The sequence below is a fragment of the Mesorhizobium sp. KR2-14 genome, assembly GCF_040049255.1.
In the GTDB taxonomy this organism is placed as follows: Bacteria; Pseudomonadota; Alphaproteobacteria; order Rhizobiales; family Rhizobiaceae; genus Pseudaminobacter.
The window spans coordinates 489,289-505,584 of record NZ_JBDZDR010000003.1 but is presented as its reverse complement, the minus strand read 5'-3'; the positions used below and the strand labels follow the sequence as shown (position 1 = coordinate 505,584).

Below are 16,296 nucleotides of genomic sequence, written 5' to 3'. Positions count from 1 at the left end.
GTTTCGCATTCCGGCCATAGGCAAGCCGGCGCGATGACGCTATTAGGATCGCCAGCGGGTGGCGCTCTGCGCCGCTCCCATCGAAATTGGCACGGCAGATCCGGATTTGAGCCTCTTCAAGAACAAAAGCAGGACGGAAGCCGAGCGCGGCGCAATTGTTGCCGTGATCAAGCGCGTGCTGGCGGAAAACGGCCGGGAGTATGTGCGGTCTTATTCGATCGCCGGGCTGTGCATGGTCGCGGTTGCGCTGACGACCGCCTTCCCGGCGTGGATCATGCGCGACGTGATCGACGACATCTTCTACCGCCAGCGCAGCGACCTGATCGTGCTGATCTGCGTGTCCATCGTGGCGGCGTTCGTCGTCCGCGGCGTGGCGGGCTATGCGCAGGCGGTGATACTCGCCAAGGTGGGCAACAACCTTGTCGCCCGCTACCAGCGCCGGCTGTTCGACCACCTCATGAAGCTCGACGTCGGCTTCTTCACCGAAAACCGGTCCGGCCACCTCGCCGCTCAGATCAACCAGAATGTCGGCGGCATCCGAGACCTCTTGTCGATGACGCTGACGGCGGTGGCGCGCGACGTGGTCTCGCTGGTGGCACTGGTGACCGTGATGGTGGTGCAGGACCCGATGCTGTCGCTGCTGGCCTTCCTCGTCGGCCCACCGCTGGTGATTTCGGTGAACTACCTGATGCGGCGGCTGCGCGCCGTGACCCGCCAGGCGGTGGAAATCAATTCGCGGCTGATCGGCTCCATGCAGGAAGCGACGCAGGGCATCGCCGTGGTGAAGGCCTTCACCATGGAAGACCAGCTGTCGCGGCGCATGCGCAAGATGATCGACCATGCCGAGGAGCGCTCCAACAAGATCGCCCGGGTTTCCGAGCGGATGACGCCGATAGCCGAAATGCTGGCGGGCTTCGCAGTGGCCGGCGTCATCGGCTATGCGGGCTATCGCGCTACCCATGGCGGGTCGCTGCCCGGCTCTATCGTGTCCTTCATCACCGCGCTGCTGCTTGCCTATGACCCGGTGCGCCGGCTGGCGCGGCTGCAGGTGGGACTGGAGCGCTCGCTGGTCAATGCGCGCATGATCTACGAGATCCTCGACCTCACGCCGCAGCAGGGCGACGCGCGCGATGCCGCCGAGATCAAGGTCGGCAAGGGCGAGGTGCGCTTCGACAACGTGTCCTTCGCGTATTCGGGCAGCCTGCCGGTGCTGACCGATGTGAGCTTCGTGGCCGAGGCCGGCAAGACCACGGCAATCGTCGGCGCCTCGGGCGCGGGCAAGACCACGCTGACCGCCCTGCTCGAACGCTTTTACGACGTCGACGCCGGCACGATCACCATCGACGGGCAGGACATCTCCAAGGTGACCAAGCGCTCGCTGCGCGGTTCGATGGCCTATGTGTCGCAGCAGCCCTATTTGTTCGAGGGCACGATCGCCGACAACATCCGCTACGGCCGCGCCGACGCGAGCGACGCCGAGATCCGCTTCGCAGCCGAACAGGCCGCCGCCGACGAGTTCATCCGCCAGCAGCCCAACGGCTACGACACGCTGGTGGGCGAAAACGGCGTGACGCTGTCGGGCGGCCAGCGCCAGCGCGTCTCCATTGCGCGCGCCATCGTGCGCAAGGCGCCGATCCTGCTCCTGGACGAGGCAACATCGGCGCTGGACAATGAATCGGAAGCGCGGGTGCAGCAGGCGCTGGCGACCGTGATGAAGGGCTGCACCACCATCGTCATCGCGCACCGACTGTCGACCGTGGTCAATGCCGACCGCATCGTCGTGATGGAGGCCGGCCGGGTGATCGAGCAGGGCACCCATGCCGAGCTGATGGCCAACCCGCACGGCACCTATGCCCGCTTCCACCGCCTGCAGAACCAGCGAGGGCTGGAGCTGGTGGACGACACCGCGACCGCCGCAGAGCCGGCCAGGAACCCGGAAGGAGAAAACGCATGACCGACATGGGTCTCGTCGTCGTCGGGGCTGCCGGCCGCATGGGCCAGACGCTGATCCGCACCATCCACGCCATGCCGGGCGCGAAACTGGCGGGCGCTGTGGAGCGCGCCGGCTCGCCGCATGTCGGCATGGATGCCGGCGATCTGGCGGGGCTGGGCAAGCTCGGCGTGACGATCACCGACGACCCGCTCTCGACCTTCGCCAAGGCCGACGGCGTGCTCGACTTCACCGCGCCGGCAGCGACGGTAGAGTTCGCCGGCTATGCCGCGCAGGCGCGTATCGTGCATGTCATCGGCACCACCGGCTTCTCGGACGACCAGGACGCGGCTATTGCCGCAGCTGCGCGCCATGCCACCATCGTCAAATCCGGCAATATGAGCCTCGGCGTGAACCTGCTGGCGGTGCTGGTGGAGCAGGCGGCGCAGGCGCTGGGGCCGGAAGACTTCGACATCGAGGTTCTGGAAATGCACCACCGCCACAAGGTAGACGCGCCCTCGGGCACGGCCCTGCTGCTGGGCGAGGCCGCCGCCATGGGCCGCGGCATTCGCCTGGGCGAGCACAGCGTGCGGGTGCGCGACGGCCACACCGGCCCGCGCGAGGCCGGGTCGATCGGCTTCGCCACGCTGCGTGGCGGCTCGGTGGTGGGCGACCACTCCGTCATTCTGGCCGGCACCGGCGAACGCATCACCCTGTCGCACAACGCCGAGGACCGCGCCATCTTCGCGCGCGGCGGGGTGAAGGCGGCGCTGTGGGCGCGCGGCCGCAAGCCGGGCCTGTTTTCCATGCGCGACGTGCTGGGCCTTTCCCGGGCCCCCTGATCGCAGCCAACTACCCTCAAGGAGCGACATATGACCGGAACCCTCGTGCTCGTGCGCCACGGCCAGAGCGAATGGAACATGAAGAACCTGTTCACCGGCTGGCGTGACGTTGACCTCAGCGCGCAGGGCGAGGCCGAGGCCAAGGCAGCCGGCGCCCGGCTCGCCGCGCGCGGGATGAAGTTCGACATCGCCTTTACCTCGGTGCTGAAGCGGGCGCAGAAGACCTGCCAGTACATTCTCGAGGCCACCGGCCAGAGCGGCCTCAAGACGGTTTCCAATCTGGCGCTGAACGAGCGCGACTATGGCGACCTCAACGGCCTCAACAAGGACGACGCCCGCGCCAAGTGGGGCGATGAGCAGGTGCATGTGTGGCGCCGCTCCTACGACACGCCCCCGCCCGGCGGCGAGAGCCTGAAGGACACCGGCGCGCGCGTGTGGCCCTATTACATGCACGACATGCAGCCGCATGTGCTGCGCGGCGAGACCGTGCTGGTGGCCGCCCACGGCAACTCGCTGCGCGCGCTGATCATGGCGCTGGAGGGCATCTCGGGCGACGAGATCGTCAAGCTGGAACTCGCCACGGGCGTGCCGATCGTCTACCGGCTCAACGCTGATTCGACCGTGGCATCGAAGGAAGTGCTGTCGGCATAAAGCACACGCAACGCGAATGGAATGAAAGGTCCGGCCCCCCGCCGGGCCTTTTCGCATCCCCAGCAGCGATTCGCGCCCGCACAGCCGGCAAAGCGATTCGCCCGTGCTGCCGAACCCGAGCGTCGGAGCCTGAGGCATAGGACACTGTGTGCCCTGCAAGGGTTCAAAGGTCGGAAAAAACACGTTTTTTGGCCATTTGTTGCGCGGCGCGAGCAGCCTCGCGCGAGGGAAAAACAGCTGACCCACAGCATCTTTGCATTCGGATGTTTTTTTTGCCGAAAGCGCGTTGACACGGCCCCGCTGTCCGCTTACATCGGCGGCACACCTAGCCCAGGTGGCGGAATTGGTAGACGCGCACGGTTCAGGTCCGTGTGCCGCGAGGCGTGGAGGTTCGAGTCCTCTCCTGGGCACCAGTTTTTAGGGTTGGTGAATTTAACTAACCCGCTGATTTTTCAGCATCTTTCCAGCCCGGCTCCAACGAGCCGGGCTTTTTCGTTTCCGCCTAACGCTTGATTTCGGGTAACAATTCGGGCAACAAAGCCGCCTTATGAGGCGGACCGAAGATCCCGATAGGCACATGCAAAAGCGCGCCGATGGCGGCTTTCGCTACGTCCGCCGCGTGCCAGCTAGGGCACTTGCCATGCTGCGCCGGCACGATCCCAATTGCCCTGACACTATCCGCCGCTCGCTCGACACGCATTCACGCGACGAGGCGCGCGCCAAGCGCGACGCCATGGAAAAGGCAGATAACGGCTATTGGGCCACCGTCGAGGCCGGCGACGCGCCGGCCGTCAATGTCTATGAACGTGCGATCGCGCGCGCTCGATCGCTTAGAGTTGAGTATCGGCCGGCGGCCGAACTGGCGCGCGACGCCAGTCTCGATGAGATCCTGCACCGCATTTCGATGATCTCGGGGCCAGCCGATCGCGTGACCGCCGACGCTGTTCTCGGCGGCGCCGGCGAGAAATCGACCACGATCGATCAAGCTTTCGGCACTTTCGAAAAGGTCATCCGAAAGGCTGATCTCGCTCGGAAGTCGCCCTGGCAGCTTCTCAAGTGGCGGCAGCTGAAACAGCGCGGCATAGCCAACTTCAAGCGCGAGGTGGGCGACATTCCGATCGAGCAAATCACGCGCGCCGACGCCCTCAAGTTTCACGCCTATTGGCTCGGGCGCATCGTGCCCGATGAGGACGAAGATGGCGAGAAGCCCGCCAAGGCGCTCTCGGCCTCGGCGGGCAACAAGGACATGGACACGATGCGCGCCCTGTTCGGGGAATACATGGCGCATATCGGGCGCGAGGATGTTCCGAACCCTTTCCGGTCGCTGCGGTTCAAGGATCGGATGCAGCGGACCCGCCCATCCTTCACTGAGGATTGGATTCGCAAGCACATTCTCAAAGCCGGCGCTCTTGACGGCCTCAACACCGAGGCGCGCCTTGCTGTGCTGGCGTTGATCAACACGGGCGCGCGACCATCAGAGATTGTCAATTTGGATGCCGACCGCATCCTCCTTGAGGCGAAGGTGCCATATATCGACATTCGCGAAACAATGGATCGCGAGCTGAAGGTCGTTGCCACGGCAAGGCGCATCCCGCTTGCGGGCGTCTCGCTTGAAGCTATGCGTGAGGCGCGAAATGGCTTTGCCAAGTACCGCGACAAGGACAACCTGTCGGCCACGGTGAACAAGTTTTTCCGCGAAAACGGCCTTATGGAAAGCGAGGAGCACACGCTCTATTCGCTGCGCCACGGTTTTGAGGCTCGGTTGAAGCTGGCGGAGGTCGACGAGGAGTTGCGCCGTTACCTCATGGGGCACGCGATCAGGCGGCCGAAGTATGGATATAGCGAGGATTTGCGGTGGTCGTTCGCCGCGATCCACAAGGTCGCGCTTTAGCGCGGGCGAGCGCTCTTTCGAGGCGATCGTCGAGGTTCGCCATGGCCTCACGCTCGCGCTCCAGTCTTTCGAATATCGGTAGATACGCGAGGCCGTGCTCGCCCTGCGCGCGCATCAGCAAAGCCAGCGAGACCAAAGCCTCGTCGACTTCGTCGAGCGTGACAGGGCGAGCTGATGGCCTCATGCAAGCACCGCATTGCCGGCAGGCTTTGCTTTGCGGCGGGTCGGCCGCCGGCGGCCGTTGGCAATCTCGCGACGGATGGCGTTGCGCTTTGGCGTCACAAGTTCAAGGTGGTCTTCGCGCACGCAACGGCGCATGCGGCAAAGGTGGTCGAGTTCCTTCTTGCCGGGGATCAGCCCGTTTTTATTCGTCCAAGAAACCTTATGGACGGCGACCGTCTGGCCGTCGAGCCACATGCGCGGATAGCCGCCGCCGCGACCGGCGCCACTGTCGGGACCGGTCCATAGATGACACGGCGTTTCATAGCCTGTGTCGACAACCTCGACACAGGCCATGATCTTGGCGCGGATTCTGTCTCTGCGGCACATGATTCTAGAACGGGATTTCGTCGTCGAAGTCGCGGTTTGTGTTGCCGCCGCCCTGGCCGTAACTGCCGCGATCGTGTGCGCCGGATTGCGAGCCATATTCGTCCTGGCCGTTCGGCGCCGGCGGCCGGTTGCCGCCGCTAGAGGAAAGCATCGCAAGCTCGCCCCGGAATTTCTGGAGAACGACTTCCGTTGTGTAGCGCTCTATCCCGTTCTGGTCGGTCCACTTGCGGGTTTGCAGCGCGCCTTCAACGTAAACCTTGGAGCCCTTTTTCAGGTATTGTTCGGCGACCTTGGCGATGTTCTCATTGAAGATGACAACGGTGTGCCATTCGGTCTTTTCTTTACGTTCGCCGGTGTTCTTGTCGCGCCAGCTTTCCGACGTGGCGATGCGCAGATTGGCGATCGGGTCGCCGGCATTCGTTCGGCGAATTTCTGGGTCGGCTCCGAGATTGCCGACAAGAATAACCTTATTAATGCTTCCGCTCATAGCAGCGTGCTCCTTTAGTAGATTTGAATTTCTTTGGGGAAAAGTTGCGGTTCTCGACTGCTGCGCAGTCTGCGACGATTGCCAACTGCCAAGCATTGGTCAAAGTCGCCAACATGAGTGAACTTCAGAAAAATAACCCCGCCAACGACCCTGTTATGGTTGCCGGCGTGACCATCTACATTTCGACGATCATTGTCGGTGTGCTGATTTTGATATCTGGCGGATTGCTGAATTTCGACGCTTGGCAAACCGTCACTTATGATGACACCGGCAAGATAACGTCGCGAATGCACGATCCCACTGGGGTGCTGAGAAATCTCGGACTTTTCGCCTTTGGAATTCTGGCCTTTGGCTTGGCTGCTTGGCGCACGATAACGGCCCATCGGCAAGCCGAAACAGCAAATAAGCAACTTGCCCTTGCTTCGCGCGGTGAAATCGCTGACCGCTTCCAGAAGGGTGTTGAAATGCTGGACAACGACGAAGAGCCCGTGCGAATGGCTGGCGTCCTCATTGTTAGAGACGCCTGCCTTGAGGCCCCTGCAAGCTATCTTCGGGCCGGGATTGACATACTTTCTGCCTTCATCCCCCCAAGGACGAATGCGGCTAGCAAAGTTGAGTTGGAGGGTCTCAATGATTTGCCAAAAGACATTGATGCCGCCCTTCGAGCGCTTTCGAGAATGCTCCGGTTGACCGAGGCCTTCTTTCCTGGCGAAAAAGTATTTGCAGATATCTCCAAGGCTGACTTTAGAGGCTACACAATTGGGAAAGTGGATTTCTTCAAGTTCGGTTTCTATAATTGCGTCTTCTCTAGTTCCGGAATGCTTGGAAGCACTTTTGAAAACTCCCATGTGTATCTCTGCGAATTCAAAGACGCCGGAATGCGCAAAAGCGACATAAAGTCCACGACCTTCTTCAAGTGTGACTTTGAGTTTGCTTCGTTTCATCAAGTAAGCACAGACATTGGAAGCAAATTCACTAAGTGCAATTTTACCGATTGCGAGTTCAACGACTCCGACTTCCGCGGAGAATTTTCGGAATGCAATATATCTGGAATAGAGCATAAAAACTTCTTATTCACACCAAGTGAATCATCTTCGTTTATTGTAAGCAGTGACAGACCTTCGAGTAATGAACTTCCCGTTGACAGCGATTTAGTCAGAACCGTTTGACCATCTCGAACTCGGCCGCTATTTCCCCAATATGAATACAGTCGATGAAATGTACGGGTGAAACAGCAAACAACGAGAACACGCACCACTCGGCTACACCCGCATCGGCATCACGACGGCGACGAAATCGTCGTCGGTGGGGCTTTCGATGCGCATGGGCGAGCCGGGATCGGCGACGTCGATTGTTGCCGTGTCGCGGCCCCGGTCTTTCATGGCCGCCAGCGTGGCGCGCAGGTAGCGGGATGACACGCCGCGCGCGCCCCAATCGCCATTGAACTCGGCCCGCACCGCGTCGACCGCTTCGCCGCCGGACTGGTGCCCGGCCGTCGCGATCGTCAGCGTGTCGCCATCCTCTGACAGGCGCACCGAGCCGGCGCGGCTCTTGGCCTTGACCTCGGCTTCGTTGACACTCTGGATCTTCATGACGCGATCAAGCGCGGCGACCATTTCGGCCAGGTCGAAAGTGGCGGTGATTTCGGAAGGACTGGGAACGACGCGTTGCCAGGCCGGATATGAGCCGTCGATCAGCTTCGAGGCGATACGCTCGCCGCCGGCGCGCACCGAGATCGCGCCGCGGCTGGTTTCCACCGTCACCGCCCGGCCACCTGCCTTGCTTGCCAGCTTGGCAATCTCGTTTGCCGCCTTGGTCGGCACGATGATGCCGTCGCCCTGTAATGTCTGCCTGCCTGAGAATTCGGCGCTGGCCGCGTGCATCCGGTGTCCGTTCGTGGCCACCGCCTGCAGTCGGCCGTCGAGCGTCTGCAAAAAGACGCCCTCAAGGTAATAGCGGTGATCGTCGCCCTGGCCGCTGGCCGCGTCGACGGTCGCCTGAATGATGCGCGCCAGCGCCTCGCCGGCGATTTCAAAGTGGCCGTCGAACGTCTGCTTGAACTTCGGGAAATCGCTGCCGGGCAGAATGGGCGCCTTGAACCGGGCCTTGCCGCCGGTGACCACGGCCTGCCGCTCGTCGATGGCGATCTTGACTTCGGCAACGCCGAGCCCTGCGGCCGCCTCGACCAGATAGGGCGGCAGGCAAACGGGCTCGAATGAAGCCGCGCAATCAACCGTCAACGCCGCTTCGATATCGCAATCGGTAGCGGTGACGGTGAGCCCGGACGCGCCGGGCTCGAGGTGGAACATGCCGGCGACAGGGATCACGTTGCGCCGGTCGGGAATGGATTTCAGCGCCGCGTGCACCGCGGCAAGAACCTTTGGGTCAAGGGCGATCGTCATTGCGAGGCTCCGGCCATGCGGTGCTTGATAAGGTCCTGCCGCCTTTCGAGCGGCAGGATTGCGGGGTTGGATTCGCGAATGAGGCGATAGGCGCGCGCGGCATGAGGCGAGACGCGCGCAGCCTCGGCGATAAGGTCAAAGACCTCGTCGCCGCTGATGATCTCGATCTCGTCGGGATCGGCTTCCGGCAGCACTTCGCTGCAATTCGGGCAGGTTGCGGCCATGTCGCGCCTCACGCGACCTTGAGCGACGGCTTTTCCGCGATGCTGGGGCCGTTGTAGTGCTCGGCGATGCTGACGCCCTCGATCGCCTCCCACCGCACGTTGGAAACCGTCGTGTTATTGTTCAGCAAGAGGCGCGCGAAGCCCCTGCCGTAGGCGACGAACAGCTTGTCGTCGCGCCTGTAGAGGCCGGTCTGCATGTAGACGCCGCGCGCCGAGATCAGCGCCTTGGCGCCCTCGATCTCGGTGAACATATCGGAATTCGGTATTGCCACGGTCTTACCCACGGAAAGCTCCCATCGTTTGCGATTTGCGGGTGATGGCCGGGCAGAGTTGCCCTAGCCGGTTGCGGAATTCGTCGGCTGAGCGCGCGATCGACCACGGCGACAGGCGGCCGCGCATTTTCAGCGGCTCGGCCTTCTCTATCGCGGCGTTCCAGCGCCGACCGCATGGCGAAAGCAGCTGGCGCCGTTCCGTCGCCAGCATGCGCATGTCATACGCTTTCACGGTGCGCACCTGTTGCGGCGCCGGCGGCCATGGCACGCCGCAGGCCCGATAGATCGCCTCGTCGGCGCGCCTCTTGGCTTCGCGAATGACGGCTTCGACCCGGCTGTCGCCGAACAGTTCCTTTTCGATTTCGGAAAGGCCGTCCTGCGCCGGCGTCGTCAGATCGCCCCAAATGTATTCGTGGGCGTCGTGCAGAAGCCCGACCGCTGCCGTGTCCGCGTCGCCCCCATCGTCGAGGATGGTGTCGGCGATCATGACCGAGTGCTGCGCCACCGAATAGTGGCCGCCAGGCACCGCGCCATTGAAGCGGGGAATGCGAGCCAGCATTTCGGGGAGGTCGAGAAGCGGGTCGATCTCGCGCGCGTTCGGCTTCGCCATGGTGATCGCGCGGCCGGAAAGCGTCTGCATCCATGCGCGGGTCATGCCGGCACCCTGCGCTTGAGGGCGGCGGCGACCGCCTGCAGGATGGTGTTTGCCTCGCGCGGCAAGAGCGGCAACAAGCCAAGGAAGATTTTCAGCCTGCAAAGGCAGCGTTCGGCCTGAGACACCCATGGGTCGATGCGGTGCGCGGCATTGGCCGTGCAGTAGTCGCGCCAGGCCAGGCGCATGGTGTGGGTGTCTGGCGTCGAGGCCATCGTCGGCATGATCCACGGGGCGGCGGCGATGGCCTTTTCGATGATCGCCGGCACGCGGTCGGATGGCTGGCCGCAGGCGGACAGTTCACGCGTCATGGCCTGTATCGCCTCATGGCCGAATTCGATCAGCTCGGCCGTCGTGTAGCCCTCGCGGACAAGCGCCTCGTCGGTGATGTTGCCGTCGCGATAAAGGATTTCGCGCATCGTCTCGGCCATTTCGGTGGCGCGCTTGTGGGGCCGCGGCGCGGCGTATGGGTGCTTGCCGCGTGTTTGCCTTGAAGGGCGACCGGAAGCGCGAAGCGCCTGGGGCGAAAGACTGGCCATGTTCATTTCAGTTGGTCCTCTCAAAAATTCACATGATCGCGGCAACGATGTCGGCAAACCTTGCGCCTCCCCCCTCCGCGATCGCCGCCACGCCAACGCCAATTGCGAAGACCAGCAAGCCCACGAAGGCGACGGCTTCCTGCGCGCCGGTGCGGCTGATAGTGTCCAGCCGCCGGCGGGCTTCGGCTTCGGCCGGCTCGACTGCGGGAGGGATGATCCGGTGATCTTTCGAAAGGGATTTTGCCTTGCGGCGGCGATCTGCGCGGGCGGCTTCTGCGGCCCCGCGTTCGGCGCTGAGACGCGCGATACGGTCGCGCGAAAATTTGGAGAGGCGTTCGCGCTGGCCGAGAGATGCCCGTCGCTCCGCGTCAACACGACCCGCATGGGCATCTATTCCGCGGCGCTCGGCCTCACGGTCGACAAGACATTCGAAGCGGTGGTGACGGTGTGGAGAAACCGAACGCTGACCGATCTGGTCGACGTTTCCGATGCCGATGCGTGCGGCATTGGGCAAAGCCGATACGGCGCCGATGGAAGCGAAGGCCCTGGCCTTCTGTCGGGTAGCTGACAGCATCTCGTGTCCACTCCATTGCTGCGACAATGGAGCGGATGAGATACGGAAAAATCCGTGCTGTCAACGCCAGAGACGGAAATTTCCGTTCGAATACGGAAATCCTACACGCCGACAATCTCGTTGATCGGCATGATTCGTTGCATTTCAACGACTTGGTTTCGCCGGAAAACCAGTTCCTTGGGCGGGTTGAATTGCTTCACGACGATGTCGTCGCCCTGGTATCTGACGAACTCCTTGACCCAGGTTTCGACGATGTTCGATTCGTCCGGCCGCAGTTGGATCACCACGTCGTCGCCTGGCCGCACCGGCCGGTGCGGCTCGACAAAGACGATGTCACCATGCCGGAAGCGCGGCACCATGGAGTCGTTGACCACCCATAGCGCATAGGCGTCGCGCACGTTTGCAACGCCAGGCGGGCACGGCGCCCAATCGGTAATTTGCGGCTCTATGTGCAGCGCGCCATGGTAAGAGCCGGCCGCCCGGCCATAAATCGGCACGCCTTTGCCCGCTGGCGCCTCCGGCGCGGCAGCGGCCAGCGCTTCCGAATCGACAATGGCTTCCACCTCCTCGCCGAGGAGATAGGGCACCGTGACGCCCAGTTCCCGGGCGATGCGCGCCATGTCGTCGGCATTCATCCGCCGCTTGCGGCCGATCATAAAGTCACGAATGAAGTCCTGGCCGCGGCCAGCCGCGCGCGATACGGCCGCAGCCGTTTTGCCTGTTTCTTTCAGGCGTTGCGCGAGCCTTTCGGCGACAAGCTTTTGCGTGTCGTCAAGCATGGTCCAGTCCCTTTCTGGGTGCCCCCCATTTTCGCACGGTCCATCCGTGCGCCCAACACGTATATTTCCGTTGACAATACGGATATTTCCGTATCTGCTTTCTGCCATGAGCACGAAACCAGACATCGAAGCCATTCGCGACCGCCTGACTGCGGCCGTCACGGCGTCCGGCCGAACCGTGGCCGACATTGAAGCAGCAGCCGGCCTCAAGCGGGACGGCCTGCGCGATTTTCTGGCGCGCCGCAAGAGCGGGTTGACGCTCGTCGACGCTCGGGCCGTGGCCGCCGTTCTGGCGATCTCGCTGGAATGGCTGGCCGGCGCCGGGGTCGTTTCGTCGTGAGTGGTGCGGTGCGCTGCGTTTTCCATGGCCGCGATGATGCGGCGGAATTTCCGTCTGGTCACGGAAAAAAACGTGACCAAACTTTCCGTGAGGTGGCAGCATGAAAGACAGACCGACTTCCGACCATGACCGTCGCCGCCTCAAGGCTGCGACGGAACGCGGGATCAAGCGCGCCGGCGGCGGCTCGATGCTTGCGGAACAGACGCGCGTCGAGGCTGCGCAGCTGTCGAAATACAAGGCTGTGCAGGAAGACGCGGCCTTCATGCCGATCGACGTGGCGGTCGACTGCGATATGGTGTCCGGCTCGCCAGTCATCCTTTCGACCATGGCCTCGCTGCTCGGCTACTCGGTCGCGCCCTGCGCGCCTGAACGGGTGAAGTATGCGCCCGAGCTGGTTGGTACGCTGATCCGCGAAACCGGGGAAGTCTCGGCCGTAATCCTGGAGGCCATGGCCGACGGCAAGCTGACCGAGGCCGAGCGCGCTGTCATCGCCAAGGAAATCGACGACGCGACGTTGGCCCTGTGGCGCCTGCGCGCGTCGCTGTTGGGAGCCTAGCCCATGGTCGCCGGCTGCATGGCCGTGCTTGCGCTGGCGCTTTTCGAGGCCGGCGTCATCGTCCGCCGCGCCTTCCTTTCGCCTGCCGGCATCGGCGTGAGCGATCTTCTGAGGCTGGCGCTTGCCGTTGGTGTCGCGCTCGGCGCGTGGGCCGTGGGGCTGGTGGCGCTGGCCATGGGGGCGGTAGCGCCATGACCGAGGCCGCCCGTATCCCGCAGGACGTGATCGATAAGGCCCGCGCCTTCGACGTGATGGCCATTGCCGTTCGCTATGGCTTCACCGGCCGGTCGGGTGGCCAGCACGGCGAGGCGATCGGCCCCTGCCCCGGCTGCGGCGGCCGCGACCGCTTCGCCGTGAGCACCAAGAAAAACCTTTGGAGCTGCCGCCAGGGCGGCGGCGATCCGATCGGCGGCGATGCTGTTGCGCTGATCCGCCATATCGAGAATTGCAGCTTCCCGCGCGCCGTCGAGATCTTGACCGGCGACCTTTCGACTGTCGTGCCAAGGGCCGACACGGCGAAGACCGAGGCCGACGAGAATGTGTTTCGCGAAAAAGAGCGGCTGCGCGCCTTCAATATCTGGCGCGAGGGCCGGCGCTTTCCTGATCGCGGCGCGGTCGCGGCTTACCTCGAGGCGCGCGGGCTCGACATCGCTCTTGCTCGCATGTGCTTGAGAACGCCGTCCGTGCCGCCGAGCTGATCGAAGTCAAGCGCAATGCGGACAACCCCAATCGCGTCGACATCTATGCGCCGATCGACGTGGTCAACCCGCTCGACGTGATCGCCGCCAATGCGGTGATCTACTCGCAGTTCTCGCCGGCCTGACGGCCGCGGCGCCCTCCACCATCACCATCCACAATAAGGAGCCCGGACCATGGCCGGTAAGGATTTCGGCGGCACGATGAAGTTTCGCGACTCCAGCGGTCGCAACGTCACGCTGCGCGGCAACTTCACCATCTTCCCCGCCAATGCCTCGATCGAGGCTGTCGTCAACCAGGACGGCAGCGCCGACCGCGTTGCCACGCCCACGGCACCGCGTGCCGAAATCAGCTTCGCCGACAAGGGCATCGACCTGGCGGCGATGATGGGTGACGAGCGGCGCGACGTGACGATCACCGAGGAATTCACCGGCGTCGCGCATCTGTTCACCCAGGCGTTTTACACCGGCGACCCGCAGAGCAACCGCCTCAACGGCGAGGTGACCGGCGTCGGCATCACCGGCGCCGTCTATAGAAAGATCGGCTGATGGCTGACTTCGAACTGCCGCTTTCGCGGACCTACACCGAAACCGGCAAGCCGGTTTCGAAGCTCGCGTTTCGAACTCCGCGCTGGTCGGATTTTATCGACCTCGGCGATATCGAGGAGTGGCAGCCGATCGCGGTTCCGGGGGAAAACAACCGCATGATGCTGGTGAGGCATCACGACATCGTTGCCCAATATGCCGAGCGGTGCCTCAAGGAACCGCACACGGTGGCGGATCTCGCTGTCTTGGACCTCGCCGACACGTTGGCGGTCCACAATGTGATCGACGGTTTTTTCGCAAAAGCCCGCTCGTCGAAATCGCCGCCGACCGCCTCCTCTGGCGATACGGCAAAGGATTCGACGAAGTCGGGCGACTGACCTTCGACGAGCTCCTGACATACGCCGCTCGCGCAGCCGCTTGGGAAACCCGCATTCATGGCAAACCGCACAGTTGAAGCCATTCTCCGGCTCTCGTCGAAGCTTGGCTCGATGGCTGCTTTTCGGCAGCTATCGGGCCACCTCGACAGGGTCGACCAGAAGGCCAAGGCGTTCAACCGGCGCCAGGCCATGATTGCGGTCGGCTCCCAGAAGATGCAGGCCGCGATGCTGCGCTATGCCGCCCCGGCGGCCGTGCTGGCTGGTGCGGGTGTTTCGATCAAGGCTTATGCGGAGATCGAACGACGCATGGAGCGCATCGGCATCACCGCCGACGCTTCCGCCGACGAAACCAAGGCGGCGCTCGAAAGAGTGCGTCAGATCGCCGATGACATTCGCGCGCCGGTCGAGCAGGTCGTCGACGGCCTCGACAGCCTGACGGCGTCGGGAAAGACCATGAAGGAGGCGCTTGCCCTTCTCTCGCCCGTTTCGCGCACCGCACAGGCGGCCGATGCCAACTTTGGCGAAATGGCAACAACGGCCGACGCGATCGCGAATTCGTTCGGAATCGCCGCCGACAAGATGGAGCGCGCATTCGACATCGTCGCCAAGGGTGGCAAGGAAGGTAAATTCGAGCTGAAGGACATGGCGTCGGAACTTCCGTCGCTCGCCCCGGCGTTTACGGCCCTTGGCTATAAGGGCGAGGCCGGGCTCGCCAGGCTTGTCGCCTATCTGCAGACTGTTCGCATGGAAACCGGCATGTCGAGCGAGGCGGCGACGTCCTTCATGGACGTGCTGACCAAGATGGAGTCAACCAACGTCGTCAACCACTTCAAGGAGTTTGGTATAGACGTTCGGCGCGGCCTTGCCCAGGCGAGACGGAGCGGCCAAGACCCACTCGAAGCCTTCTTTGCCATGACACGCGCCGCCATCAAGGGGGATATGTCAAAGCTGCCGCAGCTTTTCACCGACAAGCAAATGCTGATCGGCGTGCGGGCCATCCTGCGCAATACTGAGGCGCTGAAGCAATACGAAACCGCCATGAGCGATGCTGCCGGCACGGTCGAGCGCGACCTCGCCCGCATCGTAAACACTACGGAGTCCAAGCTCGATCGCCTTGGCAATAGCTGGCGCCAATTGAAAGAAAGCATCGGCGGCGGCCTGGTCGACATGGGGGCCGGCGATCTGATGGACGGCGCCTCGCAACAGATGTCGAAAGCGCAGGCCATCAACAAGGCTCTCGACGACCAGGGCATGAGCTGGCTCGAAAAACGCATGTGGTGGCTCAAGAATGCCCACCTCGGCGCGGACCCGGCAGGCCAAGACGCAATGGCGTGGCGCGGTGGATATCGTACCGAAGATGAGCGCCGCGCGATCGCCGCATACGCTGAATACGGGGCGTCCCGCAACGCTGCTACCGCTCAGTCACGCATTGCACCGCGCTTGCCGAGGGACAAGACCGGCCTTCCGATCACTGGCCCGATCCCGCCGGCGCGGGCAGCGGGCGGCGATGGCTTCTCAGAAGCTTATGCAGCGCAGAAACGCACTGCCGATATGGCCGAGCAATACGCTCTCGCAGGGAACCGTTACCGGCGGTATGGGGCGCCTCGGACCATCTCTGAAACGTCGGCGAACTGGGCGCAGCACGAAGCGGAGTCCATGGCCGACTACCGCAAGAACTACCGCCAAATCGAGAATGAGGTCACGCTCGCGCTCGACAGTTTGGCGAAGGATGTTGGCACCACCATTGTCGACAGTGGCCGTCCCGCAGGGCAGAGCCTCGGGGATACGGCAGCCGTCGCGCTTTCGATGCAGGCAGACAGTATAGGCGCAAGGATCGGCACTTCATTCGGGTTGGCAGCAAAATCGCTGCTCAACGGCCTGCTTTCCGACCTGGCCAGGCCCGTCGGCAGCTTGCCAAGGCGCGGCGTCAATGCAGATCTCGGCCGCGCCGGCGGCGACGTGCAGGCCAGCGGCGGCCCATAGGATATCA

Annotated in this window: 22 protein-coding genes and 1 tRNA gene; 14 read left to right on the top strand and 9 right to left on the bottom strand. The window is 63.1% G+C overall.

The features are described 5' to 3' along the window. Nucleotides 1-106: 106 nt before the first annotated feature. From ABLE86_RS11410 to ABLE86_RS11390, 5 genes are all read left to right on the top strand, one after another. On the top strand, nt 107-1,954 hold the full coding sequence (locus ABLE86_RS11410; RefSeq protein WP_348779058.1) for an ABC transporter ATP-binding protein: 1,848 nt from the start codon (nt 107-109) through the stop codon (nt 1,952-1,954). Further along, complete coding sequence (gene dapB, locus ABLE86_RS11405; RefSeq protein WP_348779057.1) at nt 1,951-2,772, top strand: 4-hydroxy-tetrahydrodipicolinate reductase; 822 nt, start codon at nt 1,951-1,953, stop codon at nt 2,770-2,772. The genes ABLE86_RS11410 and dapB overlap by 4 nt, the downstream gene beginning before the upstream one ends. Nucleotides 2,773-2,802: 30 nt before the next feature. Continuing rightward, nucleotides 2,803-3,423: a 2,3-bisphosphoglycerate-dependent phosphoglycerate mutase gene (locus ABLE86_RS11400; RefSeq protein ID WP_348779056.1), complete on the top strand. Its 621-nt coding sequence runs from the start codon at nt 2,803-2,805 to the stop codon at nt 3,421-3,423. A gap of 328 nt (nt 3,424-3,751) precedes the next feature. Beyond that, a tRNA-Leu gene (locus ABLE86_RS11395) sits at nt 3,752-3,836 on the top strand. A gap of 164 nt (nt 3,837-4,000) precedes the next feature. Then, nucleotides 4,001-5,314, top strand: a complete 1,314-nt coding sequence (locus ABLE86_RS11390) for a tyrosine-type recombinase/integrase (protein ID WP_348779055.1) — start codon at nt 4,001-4,003, stop codon at nt 5,312-5,314. 180 nt (nt 5,315-5,494) lie between these two features. On the opposite strand, the gene ABLE86_RS11385 is transcribed toward ABLE86_RS11390, so the two are convergent. Continuing rightward, a complete protein-coding gene (locus tag ABLE86_RS11385; protein WP_348779225.1) occupies nt 5,495-5,866 on the bottom strand; it encodes an HNH endonuclease signature motif containing protein in 372 nt (123 codons plus the stop codon). Nucleotide 5,867: 1 nt separating this feature from the next. Beyond that, nucleotides 5,868-6,350, bottom strand: coding sequence for a single-stranded DNA-binding protein (gene ssb, locus ABLE86_RS11380; protein ID WP_348779224.1), 483 nt, complete (start codon nt 6,348-6,350; stop codon nt 5,868-5,870). Nucleotides 6,351-6,463: 113 nt separating this feature from the next. On the opposite strand from ssb, the gene ABLE86_RS11375 reads away from it, so the two are divergent. Continuing rightward, on the top strand, nt 6,464-7,519 hold the full coding sequence (locus tag ABLE86_RS11375) for a hypothetical protein (RefSeq protein ID WP_348779054.1): 1,056 nt from the start codon (nt 6,464-6,466) through the stop codon (nt 7,517-7,519). A 93-nt stretch (nt 7,520-7,612) separates the two neighbouring features. Here the strand turns inward: ABLE86_RS11375 and dnaN are convergent, their stop codons facing one another. The 7 genes from dnaN to ABLE86_RS11340 form a co-directional block, all read right to left on the bottom strand. Further along, the gene (dnaN, locus tag ABLE86_RS11370) at nt 7,613-8,752 is read right to left on the bottom strand and encodes a DNA polymerase III subunit beta (protein WP_348779053.1); all 1,140 of its coding nucleotides are present in this window, start codon (nt 8,750-8,752) and stop codon (nt 7,613-7,615) included. Beyond that, nucleotides 8,749-8,976: a hypothetical protein gene (locus ABLE86_RS11365; protein WP_348779052.1), complete on the bottom strand. Its 228-nt coding sequence runs from the start codon at nt 8,974-8,976 to the stop codon at nt 8,749-8,751. The genes dnaN and ABLE86_RS11365 overlap by 4 nt, the downstream gene beginning before the upstream one ends. An 8-nt stretch (nt 8,977-8,984) precedes the next feature. After that, the gene (locus ABLE86_RS11360) at nt 8,985-9,260 is read right to left on the bottom strand and encodes a hypothetical protein (protein WP_348779051.1); all 276 of its coding nucleotides are present in this window, start codon (nt 9,258-9,260) and stop codon (nt 8,985-8,987) included. Beyond that, complete coding sequence (locus ABLE86_RS11355; RefSeq protein ID WP_348779050.1) at nt 9,253-9,903, bottom strand: hypothetical protein; 651 nt, start codon at nt 9,901-9,903, stop codon at nt 9,253-9,255. The genes ABLE86_RS11360 and ABLE86_RS11355 overlap by 8 nt, the downstream gene beginning before the upstream one ends. Further along, complete coding sequence (locus ABLE86_RS11350) at nt 9,900-10,445, bottom strand: hypothetical protein (RefSeq protein ID WP_348779049.1); 546 nt, start codon at nt 10,443-10,445, stop codon at nt 9,900-9,902. The genes ABLE86_RS11355 and ABLE86_RS11350 overlap by 4 nt, the downstream gene beginning before the upstream one ends. Before the next feature lie 22 nt (nt 10,446-10,467). Beyond that, nucleotides 10,468-11,013, bottom strand: a complete 546-nt coding sequence (locus ABLE86_RS11345; RefSeq protein WP_348779048.1) for a hypothetical protein — start codon at nt 11,011-11,013, stop codon at nt 10,468-10,470. Between the two features lie 101 nt (nt 11,014-11,114). Next, the gene (locus ABLE86_RS11340; RefSeq protein ID WP_348779047.1) at nt 11,115-11,792 is read right to left on the bottom strand and encodes a S24 family peptidase; all 678 of its coding nucleotides are present in this window, start codon (nt 11,790-11,792) and stop codon (nt 11,115-11,117) included. Nucleotides 11,793-11,898: 106 nt separating this feature from the next. Here ABLE86_RS11340 and ABLE86_RS11335 point away from each other — a divergent pair, with 106 nt between their 5' ends. The 8 genes from ABLE86_RS11335 (at nt 11,899) to ABLE86_RS11300 (ending at nt 16,289) form a co-directional block, all read left to right on the top strand. Then, the gene (locus ABLE86_RS11335; RefSeq protein ID WP_348779046.1) at nt 11,899-12,132 is read left to right on the top strand and encodes a hypothetical protein; all 234 of its coding nucleotides are present in this window, start codon (nt 11,899-11,901) and stop codon (nt 12,130-12,132) included. A 100-nt stretch (nt 12,133-12,232) separates the two neighbouring features. After that, complete coding sequence (locus ABLE86_RS11330; RefSeq protein WP_348779045.1) at nt 12,233-12,688, top strand: phage regulatory CII family protein; 456 nt, start codon at nt 12,233-12,235, stop codon at nt 12,686-12,688. 3 nt (nt 12,689-12,691) lie between these two features. Continuing rightward, on the top strand, nt 12,692-12,883 hold the full coding sequence (locus ABLE86_RS11325) for a hypothetical protein (protein WP_348779044.1): 192 nt from the start codon (nt 12,692-12,694) through the stop codon (nt 12,881-12,883). Beyond that, nucleotides 12,880-13,386, top strand: coding sequence for a hypothetical protein (locus ABLE86_RS11320; protein WP_348779043.1), 507 nt, complete (start codon nt 12,880-12,882; stop codon nt 13,384-13,386). Before ABLE86_RS11325 ends, ABLE86_RS11320 begins: the two co-directional genes overlap by 4 nt. Further along, complete coding sequence (locus ABLE86_RS11315) at nt 13,353-13,511, top strand: hypothetical protein (protein WP_348779042.1); 159 nt, start codon at nt 13,353-13,355, stop codon at nt 13,509-13,511. Before ABLE86_RS11320 ends, ABLE86_RS11315 begins: the two co-directional genes overlap by 34 nt. 49 nt (nt 13,512-13,560) lie before the next feature. After that, nucleotides 13,561-13,932, top strand: coding sequence for a phage tail tube protein (locus tag ABLE86_RS11310; protein WP_348779041.1), 372 nt, complete (start codon nt 13,561-13,563; stop codon nt 13,930-13,932). Next, nucleotides 13,932-14,306, top strand: coding sequence for a hypothetical protein (locus tag ABLE86_RS11305; RefSeq protein WP_348779040.1), 375 nt, complete (start codon nt 13,932-13,934; stop codon nt 14,304-14,306). Before ABLE86_RS11310 ends, ABLE86_RS11305 begins: the two co-directional genes overlap by 1 nt. Nucleotides 14,307-14,495: 189 nt before the next feature. Next, entirely contained in the window at nt 14,496-16,289 is a 1,794-nt protein-coding gene (locus ABLE86_RS11300; protein WP_348779039.1) for a phage tail tape measure protein, read from the top strand. Nucleotides 16,290-16,296: the final 7 nt, after the last annotated feature.

Excerpts from the sequence above, each read along its gene's own strand:
- ABLE86_RS11325 (WP_348779044.1), top strand. The coding sequence starts at position 12,692 with ATGGTCGCCGGCTGCATGGCCGTGCTTGCGCTGGCGCTTTTCGAGGCC.
- ABLE86_RS11365 (WP_348779052.1), bottom strand. The coding sequence starts at position 8,976 with ATGGCCGCAACCTGCCCGAATTGCAGCGAAGTGCTGCCGGAAGCCGAT.
- ABLE86_RS11300 (WP_348779039.1), top strand. The coding sequence starts at position 14,496 with ATGATTGCGGTCGGCTCCCAGAAGATGCAGGCCGCGATGCTGCGCTAT.
- ABLE86_RS11310 (WP_348779041.1), top strand. The coding sequence starts at position 13,561 with ATGGCCGGTAAGGATTTCGGCGGCACGATGAAGTTTCGCGACTCCAGC.
- ABLE86_RS11355 (WP_348779050.1), bottom strand. The coding sequence starts at position 9,903 with ATGACCCGCGCATGGATGCAGACGCTTTCCGGCCGCGCGATCACCATG.
- ABLE86_RS11335 (WP_348779046.1), top strand. The coding sequence starts at position 11,899 with ATGAGCACGAAACCAGACATCGAAGCCATTCGCGACCGCCTGACTGCG.
- ABLE86_RS11345 (WP_348779048.1), bottom strand. The coding sequence starts at position 11,013 with ATGCTGTCAGCTACCCGACAGAAGGCCAGGGCCTTCGCTTCCATCGGC.
- ABLE86_RS11390 (WP_348779055.1), top strand. The coding sequence starts at position 4,001 with ATGCAAAAGCGCGCCGATGGCGGCTTTCGCTACGTCCGCCGCGTGCCA.
- dnaN (WP_348779053.1), bottom strand. The coding sequence starts at position 8,752 with ATGACGATCGCCCTTGACCCAAAGGTTCTTGCCGCGGTGCACGCGGCG.
- ABLE86_RS11350 (WP_348779049.1), bottom strand. The coding sequence starts at position 10,445 with ATGAACATGGCCAGTCTTTCGCCCCAGGCGCTTCGCGCTTCCGGTCGC.
- ssb (WP_348779224.1), bottom strand. The coding sequence starts at position 6,350 with ATGAGCGGAAGCATTAATAAGGTTATTCTTGTCGGCAATCTCGGAGCC.
- ABLE86_RS11400 (WP_348779056.1), top strand. The coding sequence starts at position 2,803 with ATGACCGGAACCCTCGTGCTCGTGCGCCACGGCCAGAGCGAATGGAAC.
- ABLE86_RS11340 (WP_348779047.1), bottom strand. The coding sequence starts at position 11,792 with ATGCTTGACGACACGCAAAAGCTTGTCGCCGAAAGGCTCGCGCAACGC.
- ABLE86_RS11305 (WP_348779040.1), top strand. The coding sequence starts at position 13,932 with ATGGCTGACTTCGAACTGCCGCTTTCGCGGACCTACACCGAAACCGGC.
- ABLE86_RS11330 (WP_348779045.1), top strand. The coding sequence starts at position 12,233 with ATGAAAGACAGACCGACTTCCGACCATGACCGTCGCCGCCTCAAGGCT.
- ABLE86_RS11320 (WP_348779043.1), top strand. The coding sequence starts at position 12,880 with ATGACCGAGGCCGCCCGTATCCCGCAGGACGTGATCGATAAGGCCCGC.
- dapB (WP_348779057.1), top strand. The coding sequence starts at position 1,951 with ATGACCGACATGGGTCTCGTCGTCGTCGGGGCTGCCGGCCGCATGGGC.
- ABLE86_RS11375 (WP_348779054.1), top strand. The coding sequence starts at position 6,464 with ATGAGTGAACTTCAGAAAAATAACCCCGCCAACGACCCTGTTATGGTT.